Raw genomic sequence first — 12,824 nt, 5'->3', positions numbered from 1 at the left:
TAAACCATTGTGGAGGCGCCGATGCGAAACGATCGAGACAGCACGATACGACGCGGGGCGCGCGCGCTGGCGCTGGCCGGCGCGATGGCCTGGGTGTTGACGGCCGGCGCCGTCGGCGAGGCGAACGCGCAGACGGCGCCCGCCACCACCGCGGCGGAGGTCGTCCGCATCGATGCCACGAACGCGGTGCTGGTGCGTGGACCGCAAGGTCAGCTGACCGAATTGATGACCGGCGACGAGGCGCGCCATTTCGGTACGGTCAATGCGGGCGACCGCCTGACGGTCACGCGCGGCCCGGCGCGCATCACGAAGCTGGAGCCGCTGCCGAGCCGCAATGTCGCGACCGCGGAATCGGTGGACCGGCTGTCGCGCCGTCTCGACGACGGCCGGCCCGGCGTGGTGCGCGAGATCACGACCACGGCCACCGCCGAAATCATCGCGGTCGATCCGATCGGCCGCACGGTGACGTTCCGCGGCCCGCGCAACGCGGAGCACGCGGCACGCGCGGACGACATCTCGATCGACGTGGCCGGGCTGCGGCCAGGCCAGATGGCCCGGATCGTTTATCGGGAGACGGTGGAGATTACGAGGGAAGGAGCAGCGGGAGCACGCTGAATGTTTTCTCCCCACTCCCACCAAGCGGGAGAGGGGCGAAAACCAGAGCGGGGAGCTATACGCCGCGGCGCGACTGCTGCGTGCGGACTCAAGCCGCCCGAGGATGCCGCGCGGATTCCTGCAGAGGGTGTTCGGCCACACCGCTCGCCCGCCCGCCCAACGCCTCACCGATCATCAGCAAGCTCGGATGCTGCGGATCGATCCACGCCGCGGCTTCTCCAGCGGCCATCTGCCGCAGCGTGAACTGGCGGCTGCGCTGGTGCGGGGTCGAGGCGGCCTCGACCACCCAGGCCGGCGTCGAGGCCGGCTTGCCATGCGCGATCAGCTGCGCGGCGATCGCCGCGGCCTGGTCGCGGCCCATGTAGTAGACCAGCGTATCGGCCTTGACGTCGGCTTCCACGTCGATGGTGTCGGGGGCCTTCGCCTGCGTGGCGAAGGCCACGCTGCGCGACACGCCGCGCTTGGTCAGCGGACGCGCGATCGCCGAGGCAGCGGCCAGCGCGGCGGTGATGCCGGGCACGATCTCGTAATCGATGCCCGCCTCTTCCAGCGCCTGCAATTCCTCGTCGGCACGGCCGAACAGCATCGGATCGCCGCCCTTCAGGCGCACCACGCGCTCGTGCTTGCGCGCCAGGTCGACGATCTGCCGGTTGATGAACAGCTGCGCGGTCGAGCGCTTGCCACAGCGCTTGCCCACTTCGACCAGCCTGGCCTGCGGACACCAGGCCAGCATCTCGGGCGACACCAGCGCATCGTGCAGCACCACGTCGGCTTCGCCCAATAGTCGTGCACCACGCACCGTAATGAGGTCCGCCGCGCCGGGTCCGGCGCCAATCAGGTAGACCTTGCCCATGTTGCTGCTCCTCGTGATTCCTGGATCGACTTCGATCGCTTCGATCTCAGGAATATGCACGGATCATGCCTGCGGCAACCGTGTGATTGGTCGCCTCGTCGATCAGCACGAACGCGCCGGTGGCGGGGTTGTCGCTGTAGACGTCGCAGACCACCGGCTTCTGCAGCGTGATCTGCACCGAGCCGATGTCGTTCAGGCGGATGTCGTGACGGCCGGTCTCGTGCGACAGCGTATGCACGTCAAGCACGCGGTCCACCGCGGACACGCGCGCGAACACGCTGGCGGTGGTGTGCTTCAGCACGTATTTGCGCGCGGTGTTCAGCGCCGCATCGTCGAACCAGCACAGGTCGGCCTGCAGCTTCTTCGCCGGCAGCGCCTGCTGGCTTTCCGCGGCCGCTGCAGCGACGAACATGTCACCGCGCGATACATCGACGTCTTCGGCCAGCCGGATCGTGATGGTTTCGCCGGCGCTCGCCTCTTCGGCGGCACCGTTCGGCGTCAGCACCTCGGCGACCACCGCCTCGCGGTTGGCCGGCAGCACGCGTACGGTCTGGCCCACGCGCACCGTGCCGGCCTCGACGCGGCCGGCATAGCCGCGGAAATCGTCCGACTGCGCACCGTCCTGGCGGATCACCAGCTGCACCGGGAAGCGCAGCGCGGCCTCGCCCTGCGGCGCGACCTCCTCGACCGGCAGCGCCTCGAGCAGCGGCAGCAGCGGCTCGCCCTGATACCAGGGCATCGCCTCGCTGGCGTGCACGATGTTGTCGCCGCGCAGCGCCGACACCGGCACGTAGCGCACGTCCTTCAGGCCCAGCTGGCTGGCCAGCTCGGCATAGGCGGTGCGGATCTCGTTGAAGCGCTGTTCGCTGTAGTCGACCAGGTCCATCTTGTTGACGGCGACGATCACGTGCTGCAGCTCGAGCAGCTTGACGATCGCGGTATGGCGCTTGGTCTGCGCCAGCAGCTGCGCGCGGCCATCGGCCACGGTCACGCGGGTGGCATCGATCAGCACGATCGCGGCGTGCGCGGTCGATGCGCCGGTGACCATGTTGCGCGTGTACTGCTCATGGCCCGGCGTATCGGCGATGATGAACTTGCGGCGTGCGGTCGAGAAATAGCGGTAGGCCACGTCGATCGTGATGCCCTGCTCGCGCTCGGCCTCGAGGCCGTCGGTCAGCAGCGAGAAGTCGATCTGCTCGCCGGCGGTGCGCTTGTTCTTGGCATTGGCCAGCGCGGTCAGTTGGTCCGACAGCACCGCCTTGCTGTCATACAGCAGGCGGCCGATCAGCGTGCTCTTGCCGTCGTCGACCGAACCGGCGGTGATGAATCGCAGAAGGCCCTGATGGGCGGCTTGGGTAGTCATGATGCAAATCCTGTGTCGGTGCGTCGCGCGTTGCGCAGAAATCCAGCCTCAGAAGTAGCCTTCCTTCTTGCGGCGCTCCATCGACGCCTCGCTGGTCTGGTCGTCCATGCGCGTGGCGCCGCGCTCGGTGATCTCGGTGACCGCGGTCTCGGCGATGATCTCGACCGGCGTCGCCGCGGTGCTGGCCACCGGGCAGGTGCAGCTGATGTCGCCGACCGTGCGGAAGCGCACCGACAGCACCTCGCTGACGTCGCCGTCCTGCTTGGGCGTGATCGGCGTCACCGGCACCAGCAGGCCGTTGCGGCGGACCACCTCGCGCTGGTGCGCGTAGTAGATCGGCGGCAGCGCCAGGTTCTCGCGCGCGATGTATTGCCACACGTCGAGCTCGGTCCAGTTCGAGATCGGGAACACGCGCATCTGCTCGCCCGGCGCCATGCGGGCGTTGTACAGGCTCCACAGCTCGGGACGCTGCGCCTTCGGATCCCATTGGCCGAACTCGTCGCGGAACGAGAAGATCCGTTCCTTGGCGCGCGCCTTTTCCTCGTCGCGGCGGGCGCCGCCCATCAGCGCGTCGAACTGGTGCTGCTCGATCGTTTCCAGCAGCGTGACCGCCTGGGCCGCGTTGCGCGAATCGGTTTCCTTGCGCAGCCGCACGGTGCCGCGCTTGATCGAATCCTCGACGTGGCCGACCACCAGCCGCGCGCCGATCTCGGCCACACGCTGGTCACGGAACGCGATCACCTCGGGATAGTTGTGGCCCGTGTCGATATGCACCAGCGGAAACGGCAGCTCGATCTTGCGATTGCCGAGCCGGAACGCCTTCAGCGCCAGGTGCAGCATCACGATCGAGTCCTTGCCGCCCGAGAACAGCAGCGCCGGGTTGCGGCACTCGGCGGCGACCTCGCGGATGATGTAGATCGACTCGGCCTCGAGCCGGTCCAGGTGGTCGTTCTGCACCTCGATCAGGTGCGCGATGTCGGGGTTGCCGTCGCGCGTGGCCGCGGCGCCGGCCTGGAGTTCGTTCATGATGCCCATCTGTGGCCTCAATGCTTGATGTTCTGTTCGTGCAGACCGCACTCTTTCGAGTCGCGGCTTTCCCACCACCAGCGGCCGGCGCGCACGTCCTCGCCGGCGCGCACGGCACGCGTACACGGTTCGCAGCCGATGCTGGGATATCCCTTGGCATGCAGCGCGTTGACCGGCACCGCATGCCGCTTCAGATAGGCCCACACCTCGGCCTCGGTCCAGTCCGCGAGCGGATTGAACTTCGGAATACCGCGCGCCTCGTCGATTTCCTCGAACGGCAGGTCGGCACGCGTGACGGCCTGCTCGCGGCGCTGGCCGGTCAGCCACGCATCCGCATGCGACAGCGCGCGGTTCAGCGGCTCGACCTTGCGGATGCCGCAGCATTCCTTGCGCAGCTCGACGCTGTCGTAGAACGCGTTCAGGCCGTGCTTGCGCACATAGTTCTCGATCGCCTCGGCGTCAGGCGTGAAGCGCTCGATCTCGTAGCCGTAGTGCGCCTTGACCTCGTCGAGCATCGCGAGCGTCTCGGCGTGCAGGCGGCCGGTCGCCAGCGTGAACACGCGGATGCCGGCGCGCAGCGCGGCCGAGCCGCGCAGGATCGCGTCGGTGATCACCATGTCCTCGGCGGCCAGGCTCGACGCAAAGCGGGCGCGGTAGAAGCGGCTCGCGATCGCTTCGAGCCGTTCGGCCAGCGCGGCCTCCTTGGCCTCGAGCGCGGCGGTGCTGCCGGTGTATTCCGGCGCCGTCCACAGCGATGGGCGCAGCGGCGAGGCGGCCGGGATCTCCAGAGCGTCGGAAGGAGTCGCCCGCAGTTCGACGATCGGAATCACGCTCATGCCGATTCCCGCTGTTCGGCGCGCGCCCGGCGGAACAGGGGCAGCGGCTCGTCCACCGAGGCCTGGTAGGTCACGGTGAATTCGCTGAAGCCCTTGAGCGCGTCTTCGATGTTCTTGTCGGCGCGCACGGCGAAGGCGTCAAAGCCGCAGCGCTTCATGAAGTTCAACTGGTCGCGCAGCACGTCGCCGATCGCGCGCAGCTGGCCCTTCCAGCCATAACGGGTGCGCAGCAGATACGCGGTGGAAAAACCGCGGCCGTCGCGGAACACCGGGAAGTCGACCGCCAGCAGCGACACGCGCGCCAGTTCGCCGGCGACATCGCCCGGCTCGTCGTCCGGTGCCAGCCAGATGCCGGTGCGGGGCGCGTCGCGGCCGGCCAGCAGGCCGTCCTTGTGCGCCAGCCAGACCGGCAGCGGGAACAGCACCGCGTCCTGGCTCGCTGCCGCCGCGGCGATCTGCTCGTCGGTCGGGGCCTGGCCTTCGTCGCCGCGCAGCACGGTCCACGCGTCGTCGACGATCGCCGGCACGGCGGCCTGGCCGCCGTCGGCGCGTTGCAGTTGGATGATCTTTGCCATATTCGTTCTCGATGCGTTTGCGTTCGTCGATGCCGTCGGGTTCAAGCTTCGGCGCGTTCGCGCTGCTTGTTCGCGTAGACGCGCTCCTTGAACGGCGCGACGCCGATGCGGGCGAAGGTGTCGATGAAGCGTTCGTCCTCGATGCGGTGCTCGACGAAGGTCTCGATGATGCGGCTGACCACGTCCGGCATTTCGTCGGCCTTGAACGACGGCCCGATCACCTTGCCCAGCGCGGTCTCGTTGCCCTGCGCGCCGCCGAGCGTGACCTGGTACCACTCCTCGCCGTCCTTGTCGACGCCGAGCACGCCGATGTTGCCGACGTGGTGGTGACCGCAGGCGTTGATGCAGCCCGAGATGTTCAGCGAGACCTCGCCGAGGTCGTGCACGAAGTCCAGGTCCTCGAAGCGCTGCTGGATCGCCTGCGCGATCGGGATCGACTTGGCATTGGCCAGCGAGCAGAAATCGCCGCCGGGGCACGAGATGATGTCGGTCAGCAGGCCGATGTTCGGCGTGGCCAGGCCATTGGCCTTGGCCAGTTGCCACAGCTCGTACAGGTCGCGCTTGCGCACGTCCGGCAGCACCAGGTTCTGTTCGTGCGCGACGCGCAGCTCGCCGTAGCCGTAGCGGTCGGCCCAGTCGGCCACCAGTTCCATCTGCTCGGCGGTCACGTCGCCCGGAGGCGCGGCCACGCCGGGCTTGGTCGACAGCGTCACCGCGGCATAGCCCGGCACCTTGTGGCCGTGCACGTTGCGGCGAACCCAGCGGGCGAAGGCCTTGTCCTCGAGCAGATGCTTCTCGAAGCTGGTGTCGGTGTCCGGCAGCCTGTCATAGGCCGGCGGCGCGAAAAACTGCGCGACGCGGTCGAACTCGGCCTGCGTCAGCGTGCCGGGGCCGTCCTTGCTGTGCTGCCATTCGGCCTCGACTTCCTCGGCGAACTTCTCGGCGCCGAGCGACTTGACCAGGATCTTGATGCGGGCCTTGTACTTGTTGTCGCGGCGGCCATAGCGGTTGTAGACGCGGATTGCCGACTCGATATAGGTCAGCATGTGCTGCCACGGCAGATCGTGCTTGATGATCGTGCCCAGGATCGGCGTACGGCCCAGGCCGCCGCCGGCCAGGATGTTCAACCGCAGCTCGCCGTCCGCGTTGCGGTAGGCGTAGACGCCGATATCGTGCATCTGCACCACGGCGCGGTCGTCCTTCGACGCAGAGATCGCGATCTTGAACTTGCGCGGCAGGAAGGCGAATTCCGGCTGGAACGTGCTCCACTGGCGCAGCAGCTCGGCCAGCGGACGCGGGTCCACCGCCTCGTCCGGCGCGACGCCGGCAAAGTGGTCGGTGGTGATGTTGCGCACGCAGTTGCCCGAGGTCTGGATCGCATGCATCTCGACCGACGCCAGGTCGGCCAGCGCATCGGGCACGCGCTCGAGCTCCATCCAGTTGTACTGGATGTTCTGGCGCGTCGAGAAGTGGCCGTAGCCGCGGTCGTAGTGGCGCGCCAGATGCGCGAGCATGCGCAGCTGCTTCGAGGCCAGCAGGCCATAGGGAATCGCCACCCGCAGCATGTAGGCGTGGCGCTGCATGTACAGCCCGTTCTGCAGGCGCAGCGGCAGGAATTCTTCCTCGGTCAGCTCGCCCGACAGGCGGCGACGCACCTGGTCACGGAACTGCGCGACGCGCTCGGCAACGATGCGCTGGTCGTATTGATCGTACTGATACATGGTGTGGGTCCGTTCAGTATGCGTTCGTGTTCGTTCGTAGGGACGCGCGGGGCAGTGGCACCGGCGCTAGGAAACCAGCTTGATCGCCACCAGCGTCAGCGTGGTGGCCAGCGCGCCGCGCACCAGCCGCTCCGGCAGCGCGCGCGACAGCTGCGCGCCCAGCCAGATGCCGGGGATCGAGCCCACCAGCAGCGCCAGCAGCAGATTCCAGTCGACGGTGCCGAGCCACACGTGGCCCAGCCCGGCCAGCGCGGTCAACGGCACCGCGTAGGCGATATCGGTGCCGGCCACCTCGGCCGGCTTCATGCGCGGATACAGCAGCAGGATCAGCGTCGCGCCGACCGCGCCGGCGCCGATCGACGACACCGTGACCAGCACGCCGATCACGACGCCGACGATCACGGTGGCCACCGCCTGGGCGCGGCCTTCCAGTTGAAAACGGGGATTGCGGGCCAGCCATTCCAGCAGCTGGCGGCGGAACAGCAGCGACAGCACGGTCAGGATCACCGAGATGCCGATCGACAGACGGATCGCGTGCAGCCAGCCGGCGTCGAGTTCGCCGGCGCTCTTGAGCACCAGGATGGCAGCCAGCGCCGCCGGCAGGCTGCCCAGGCACAGGCGCTTGACCACCTGCCATTGGATGTGACCGTGGGCGCGGTGCGCCAGCGTGCCGAAGCCCTTGGTGATCGCCGCGAAGGCCAGATCGGTACCGACCGCGGTGGCAGGCGAGAAGCCGAACAGCAGGGTCAGCAGCGGCGTCATCAGCGAGCCCCCGCCCACGCCGGTCAGACCGACGAGGACGCCTACCAACAGACCGGAAACGGTAAAGGCCAGGGACATGGGGGCGCACCGAAGTGGGTCCCCGCCGGGCCGCGCCGGCCTTGTAACGCCGGGCGCACGGGGACTAGCCGTTCATTAACAAAGTTCGCAAATCGTAATAAACTCGCCTCATATCTCAAACTAATAAGAAGTTGTTTGTTTATACGGACGACGATATATGAACCTGCACCAATTTCGCTTCGTGCGCGAGGCCGTCCGTCAGAACTTCAACCTGACCGAAGCCGCTAAAGCGCTCTACACGTCACAACCCGGGGTCTCCAAGGCAATCATCGAGCTCGAAGAAGAGCTGGGTGTCGATATCTTCACCCGTCACGGCAAGCGGATCCGCAGCCTGACCGAACCGGGCCGCCGCATCCTGACCTCGGTCGAGAAAATCCTGCAGGAGGTCGAGAGCCTGAAGCGGGTCGGCAAGGACTACGCCGCCCAGGACCAGGGCAACTTCACGATCGCCACCACGCACACGCAGGCCCGCTACGCGCTGCCGCGGGTCATCGGCGAGTTCACCAAGCGCTACCCGAAGGTGCGGCTGTCGATCCAACAGGGCAATCCCGCCCAGATCGCCGACATGGTGCTGCACGACCAGGCCGACCTGGGCATCGCCACCGAAGGCATTTCGGGGGACAAGAACCTGGTGTCGCTGCCCGGCTACCAGTGGCAGCACACCATCGTGACGCCGCCGGACCACCCGTTGCTGGACAAGCCGCATCTGTCGCTGGAGGACCTGATCGGCTATCCGATCGTCACCTACGACCCGAACTTCGCCGGCCGCCCCAAGATCGACAAGGCGTTCGAGCTGCGCCACCTGCAGCCGGACATCGTGCTGGAGGCGATCGACGCCGACGTGATCAAGACCTATGTCGAGATCGGGCTGGGCATCGGCATCGTCGCCGGCGTGGCGTTCGATCCCGAACGCGACCGCAATCTGCGCGGCATTCCGGCCGGCCACCTGTTCGGCACCAATGTGACGCATCTGGCGGTCAAGCAGGGCGCCTACCTGCGCAGCTTCGTCTATACCTTCATCGAACTGTTCTCGCCGACGCTGAACCGCAAGCTGGTCGAACAGGCGATGTCGGGCGACCACGAGGCCTACGAACTGTGAGCGCACACCAACCCGAGCACCGGCCGGACGCCGAGCCCATCATCGAGTGGACCGAGGAAGGCGTGCCGCATCGCGCGCGCTGGCGCTCCGAGGCCGGCATGCCGCCGCCGCGGCGCGTGGTGATCGCCGACGACCGCACCGACGCCGATACCGCCTACCGGCTCGCCTGCGAAGGCACCGCCCTGCTGTGGCGCGGCGACTTCCAGAACGCGCGCCAGCTGCTGCAGGCGATGGCGCGCCGGGTCGAGCGCAAGCCGCGCCGGGCGCAGCGCCAGGCCAAGGCCAAACCCGCGCCGGCCACCCCGGCCGAGGCCTTCCACCTGCATCGCCAGGCCCAGGCGCAGCGCGCCCGCACGCTCGGCATGCTGCTGCTGCCGTTCGAGTCCGATCACACCGTGCCGCTGCGGCGCGCGCCCGATGTGCGCGAGGCCTGCACCGAGGCCTACGGTCCGGCCGACCAGCCCTATGTCGCGTCGATGCGCGAACTGCTCGGGCTGATCGGCGCGCACGAATGGCGCAAGAAGGGCGTGCCGGTGCCGGCGCTGGGCGACCGCATCCATCCCTGGTATGGCGTGTTCTCGCCGGTGCGCGGCGAGTATGTCGACCTGGTCGGCCAGGCGCCGTTGCCCGCAGCGCTGGCGCGCGAATCGCTGGCCTTCGATATCGGCACCGGCACCGGCGTGCTGGCCGCGATGCTGGCCCGGCGCGGCGTCAAGCGCGTCGTCGCCACCGACCAGGACCCGCGCGCGCTGGGCTGCGCCGCCGACAATATCGGCCGGCTTGGGCTGACCAGACAGGTCGAGATCGTGCAGGCGGACCTGTTCCCGGACGGCCGCGCCCCGCTGGTGGTCTGCAATCCGCCGTGGGTGCCGGCGCGGGCCAATGCGCCGATCGAGCACGCGATCTACGACCCGGATAGCCGCATGCTGCGCGGCTTTCTGGCCGGCTTGGCCGCGCATCTGAGCGACGACGGCGAAGGCTGGCTGATCCTGTCGGACCTGGCCGAGCATCTGGGCCTGCGCACGCGCGAGGCGCTGCTCGGCATGATCGACGCCGCGGGCCTGCAGATACTGGGCCGCATCGACATCAAGCCGCGTCACCCCCGCGCCGCCGATGCCGATGATCCGCTGCACACGGCCCGCGCCGCGGAGACGACCTCGCTGTGGCGGCTCGCGCCGAAGGCCGCCGCCCGGCCAGGTTGATGCCCGGCTCCCGACTCGATGGAAGCCAGATAGAAGCCGGATAGAAGCCGAACAGAAGCCGGATGGAAGCGATATCCATATAGAAGCCAACAAGCCGAAGGAGGAGACCCCATGCCAAGATCCACCCCGCCCCGCCTGCGACGCTCGCTGCGCGTTGCCGCTCTGGTGCTTGCCGCCGCCGGCACCGCCGGCGCGCTGTTCTCCGGTGCCGCCCACGCCGACATCCGCGTCGGCATCGACGTGTCGACCACCGGCCCCGCCGCGTCGATCGGCATTCCATCGAAGAACACGATCCTGATGTGGCCGGCGACGCTGGGCGGCCAGAAGGCCGAGTACATCCTGCTCGACGACGGCTCGGACCCGTCCGCCGCGGTGCGCAACGTCCGCAAGCTGATCTCCGAGGAAAAGGTCGACGTGATCGTCGGCCCGAACATCACGCCCACCGCGCTGGCCGCGCTCGACGCGGTATCGGAAGGCGAGACCCCGATGGTTGCGCTGGCCGCCTCGGCCGCGATCGTCGAGCCGCAGACCGACCCCAAGCGCCGCTGGGCCTTCAAGATGCCGCAGAACGACTCGCAGATGGCGACCGTGCTGACCGAGCACATGAGCAACCACGGCGTGCGCACGGTCGGCTTCATCGGCTTCAACGACGCCTACGGCGAGAGCTGGTGGCGCGAGTTCTCCAAGCTGGCCGAGGTCCGCAAGATTCGCGTGGTCGCCAGCGAGCGCTTCTCGCGCAACGACACCTCGGTCACCGGCCAGGTCCTGAAGCTGATGGCCGCCAACCCCGATGCGATCCTGATCGCCGGCGCCGGCACGCCGTCGGTGCTGCCGCAGAAGACGCTGGGCGAGCGCGGCTACAAGGGCAAGGTCTATCAGACGCACGGCATCGCCACCGGCGAATTCCTGCGCATGGGCGGCAAGGACGTCGAAGGGACGCTGTTTCCGACCGGTCCGGTGGTGGTCGCGCGCCAGTTGCCGGACACTCACCCGGTCAAGAAGGTCGCGCTCGACTTCGTGACCCGCTACGAGGCCAAGTACGGCGCGGATTCGATCACGCAATTTGCCGGCGATGCCTGGGGAGCGTGGCAGCTGCTCGACGATGCGGCGCGGCGCGCGCTGAAGACCGGCGCGCAGCCGGGCACCAAAGAATTTCGCGCGGCGATGCGCAACGCGCTGGAAACCACCGCCAATCTGACCGTGCCGAACGGCGTGCTGAACCTGAGCCCGCGCGACCATCAGGGCTTCGATCAGCGCTCGCGCGTGATGGGCGTGATCCGCAACGGCAAGTTCAGTTACGCGGGACAATAAGGCCGGCATTGCCGGGCGCGACACGGGCGAACGCGCACTGCCGCGCAACAACAAGATCAGGAAGGAGCTGTCGACATGACTACCATTGCCTTTATCGGCCTGGGCGCGATGGGCTCGCAGATGGTGCGCCATCTGCTCGCGGCCGGCCACACGGTGCGCGCCTCGGTGCGCCGGCCGGAAGCCGCCGACGCCGCGCGCGAACTGGGCGCCGAGCCGTTCTTCAGCCCCGCCGAGGCGGCGCGCGGCGCCGAGGTCGTATTCACCAACGTCACCTCGTCCGAGGATGTCCGCATGGTGCTGCTCGGCGAAGGCGGCGTGATCGAAGGCGCCGCGCCCGGCACCATCTGCATCGACCACAGCACGATCTCCCCGGTGGTCACGCGCGAGATCGCCCAAGCGCTGGCCGAACGCGGCATCGAGGCGCTGGACTGCCCGGTGTCGGGCGGCACCGTCGCCGCCGAGGCCGGTACGCTGACCATCATGGTCGGCGGCAAGGCCGAAGTGCTGGCGCGCGTGCAGCCGCTGCTCGCGTGCTACGGCAAGACCATCACGCACATCGGCGACAACGGCGCGGGCCAGGTCGCCAAGCTGTGCAACCAGATCGCACAGGTCGTCAACATCGAAGGGATCGCCGAGGCGATGCGCTTCGCGCAATCGCAGCAGGTCGACATGCAGCGCGTGCTGCAGGCGATGTCGACCGGCATGGCGGGCAGCCGCATGCTGGACATGATGGGCCCGAAGATGGTCGCCCGCGATTTCGCCGCCGGCATCCAGGCGCGGCTGCACGACAAGGACTTTGGCCTCGCCGCCGACGTCGCCCGCGAAGCCGGCCTGGCGCTGCCCGCAATGCAGGCCACCGCGGCGCAGCTGCAGACGCTGATGCGCAACGGCTGGGGCAAGGACGACACGTCGTCGCTGCTGCGGGTGCTGGAGGATCAGGGCTGATCTGGCATGAAGGTGGCCGGGCATGGTCGTCAAACGGCATCTTCGCGTGGGCAAGGCCGGCCGCGGTGATCAGCACGGACCACCGGCCCCGGCCGACACGCCAGCCCTGCTCGAGACCTGCCCGCTATGCGGGCGGCCACTGATCGCGGGTCCCAGCACCGACCTGCACCACCCGGTGCCCCGCTCCCGCGGCGGAACCGAGGTGGTGCCGATGCACCGGGTCTGCCACCAGAAGATCCACTCGGTCTTCACCGAAGCCGAGCTCGCCACCGAATTCCACGACTGGGACAAGCTGCGCCGCCACCCCGCCATGGCCGACTTCATCCGCTGGATCGCCCGCAAGCCGCCGGAGTATTACGACCGCAACCGCTGGACCAACGACAAGCGCCGGCGCTAGACCGCGCCGCCCCGCGGCAGGCCCCCCTCGGTTGTCCCGTC

General features: G+C 68.3%; 12 protein-coding genes and 1 pseudogene. 6 read left to right on the top strand and 7 right to left on the bottom strand.

Annotated elements, in window-relative coordinates; all coding sequences use genetic code 11:
- The first annotated feature begins 21 nt into the window (after positions 1-21).
- Positions 22-615, top strand: coding sequence for a hypothetical protein (locus F7Q96_RS06410; RefSeq protein ID WP_053822392.1), 594 nt, complete (start codon positions 22-24; stop codon positions 613-615).
- 88 nt (positions 616-703) lie between these two features.
- Here F7Q96_RS06410 and cobA read toward each other — a convergent pair whose 3' ends face one another.
- From cobA to F7Q96_RS06375, 7 genes are all read right to left on the bottom strand, one after another.
- Entirely contained in the window at positions 704-1,468 is a 765-nt protein-coding gene (cobA, locus tag F7Q96_RS06405; RefSeq protein ID WP_053822393.1) for a uroporphyrinogen-III C-methyltransferase, read from the bottom strand.
- A 46-nt stretch (positions 1,469-1,514) separates the two neighbouring features.
- Positions 1,515-2,831 (bottom strand): sulfate adenylyltransferase subunit 1, encoded by a 1,317-nt coding sequence (locus F7Q96_RS06400; protein WP_053822394.1) that lies wholly within the window; start codon positions 2,829-2,831, stop codon positions 1,515-1,517.
- A gap of 48 nt (positions 2,832-2,879) precedes the next feature.
- The gene (gene cysD, locus F7Q96_RS06395; protein ID WP_006577229.1) at positions 2,880-3,866 is read right to left on the bottom strand and encodes a sulfate adenylyltransferase subunit CysD; all 987 of its coding nucleotides are present in this window, start codon (positions 3,864-3,866) and stop codon (positions 2,880-2,882) included.
- A gap of 8 nt (positions 3,867-3,874) precedes the next feature.
- A complete protein-coding gene (locus F7Q96_RS06390) occupies positions 3,875-4,693 on the bottom strand; it encodes a phosphoadenylyl-sulfate reductase (RefSeq protein ID WP_053822395.1) in 819 nt (272 codons plus the stop codon).
- On the bottom strand, positions 4,690-5,268 hold the full coding sequence (locus F7Q96_RS06385; protein WP_053822396.1) for a DUF934 domain-containing protein: 579 nt from the start codon (positions 5,266-5,268) through the stop codon (positions 4,690-4,692). The genes F7Q96_RS06390 and F7Q96_RS06385 overlap by 4 nt, the downstream gene beginning before the upstream one ends.
- Positions 5,269-5,309: 41 nt before the next feature.
- Positions 5,310-6,989 carry a nitrite/sulfite reductase gene (locus tag F7Q96_RS06380; protein ID WP_053822397.1) on the bottom strand — a complete coding sequence of 560 codons (1,680 nt, stop codon included), beginning with the start codon at positions 6,987-6,989 and terminating at the stop codon, positions 5,310-5,312.
- 66 nt (positions 6,990-7,055) lie between these two features.
- On the bottom strand, positions 7,056-7,829 hold the full coding sequence (locus tag F7Q96_RS06375) for a sulfite exporter TauE/SafE family protein (RefSeq protein ID WP_053822398.1): 774 nt from the start codon (positions 7,827-7,829) through the stop codon (positions 7,056-7,058).
- A gap of 157 nt (positions 7,830-7,986) precedes the next feature.
- On the opposite strand from F7Q96_RS06375, the gene F7Q96_RS06370 reads away from it, so the two are divergent.
- From F7Q96_RS06370 to F7Q96_RS06350, 5 genes and pseudogenes are all read left to right on the top strand, one after another.
- Positions 7,987-8,928 carry a CysB family HTH-type transcriptional regulator gene (locus F7Q96_RS06370; RefSeq protein ID WP_006577802.1) on the top strand — a complete coding sequence of 314 codons (942 nt, stop codon included), beginning with the start codon at positions 7,987-7,989 and terminating at the stop codon, positions 8,926-8,928.
- On the top strand, positions 8,925-10,130 hold the full coding sequence (locus tag F7Q96_RS06365) for a methyltransferase (RefSeq protein WP_053822399.1): 1,206 nt from the start codon (positions 8,925-8,927) through the stop codon (positions 10,128-10,130). Before F7Q96_RS06370 ends, F7Q96_RS06365 begins: the two co-directional genes overlap by 4 nt.
- A gap of 111 nt (positions 10,131-10,241) precedes the next feature.
- On the top strand, positions 10,242-11,441 hold the full coding sequence (locus F7Q96_RS06360; protein ID WP_053822400.1) for an ABC transporter substrate-binding protein: 1,200 nt from the start codon (positions 10,242-10,244) through the stop codon (positions 11,439-11,441).
- Positions 11,442-11,492: 51 nt separating this feature from the next.
- A pseudogene (locus F7Q96_RS06355) lies at positions 11,493-12,386 on the top strand (NAD(P)-dependent oxidoreductase); the annotation flags it as partial.
- 22 nt (positions 12,387-12,408) lie between these two features.
- Positions 12,409-12,783 carry an HNH endonuclease gene (locus F7Q96_RS06350; protein WP_053822402.1) on the top strand — a complete coding sequence of 125 codons (375 nt, stop codon included), beginning with the start codon at positions 12,409-12,411 and terminating at the stop codon, positions 12,781-12,783.
- Positions 12,784-12,824: the final 41 nt, after the last annotated feature.

It is taken from the genome of Cupriavidus gilardii, assembly GCF_008801915.1.
Classification (GTDB): Bacteria; Pseudomonadota; Gammaproteobacteria; order Burkholderiales; family Burkholderiaceae; genus Cupriavidus; species Cupriavidus gilardii.
This window is presented reverse-complemented; position numbering and strand designations above follow the sequence as displayed.

Excerpts from the sequence above, each read along its gene's own strand:
- F7Q96_RS06410 (WP_053822392.1), top strand. The coding sequence starts at position 22 with ATGCGAAACGATCGAGACAGCACGATACGACGCGGGGCGCGCGCGCTG.
- cobA (WP_053822393.1), bottom strand. The coding sequence starts at position 1,468 with ATGGGCAAGGTCTACCTGATTGGCGCCGGACCCGGCGCGGCGGACCTC.
- F7Q96_RS06400 (WP_053822394.1), bottom strand. The coding sequence starts at position 2,831 with ATGACTACCCAAGCCGCCCATCAGGGCCTTCTGCGATTCATCACCGCC.
- cysD (WP_006577229.1), bottom strand. The coding sequence starts at position 3,866 with ATGGGCATCATGAACGAACTCCAGGCCGGCGCCGCGGCCACGCGCGAC.
- F7Q96_RS06390 (WP_053822395.1), bottom strand. The coding sequence starts at position 4,693 with ATGAGCGTGATTCCGATCGTCGAACTGCGGGCGACTCCTTCCGACGCT.
- F7Q96_RS06385 (WP_053822396.1), bottom strand. The coding sequence starts at position 5,268 with ATGGCAAAGATCATCCAACTGCAACGCGCCGACGGCGGCCAGGCCGCC.
- F7Q96_RS06380 (WP_053822397.1), bottom strand. The coding sequence starts at position 6,989 with ATGTATCAGTACGATCAATACGACCAGCGCATCGTTGCCGAGCGCGTC.
- F7Q96_RS06375 (WP_053822398.1), bottom strand. The coding sequence starts at position 7,829 with ATGTCCCTGGCCTTTACCGTTTCCGGTCTGTTGGTAGGCGTCCTCGTC.
- F7Q96_RS06370 (WP_006577802.1), top strand. The coding sequence starts at position 7,987 with ATGAACCTGCACCAATTTCGCTTCGTGCGCGAGGCCGTCCGTCAGAAC.
- F7Q96_RS06360 (WP_053822400.1), top strand. The coding sequence starts at position 10,242 with ATGCCAAGATCCACCCCGCCCCGCCTGCGACGCTCGCTGCGCGTTGCC.
- F7Q96_RS06350 (WP_053822402.1), top strand. The coding sequence starts at position 12,409 with ATGGTCGTCAAACGGCATCTTCGCGTGGGCAAGGCCGGCCGCGGTGAT.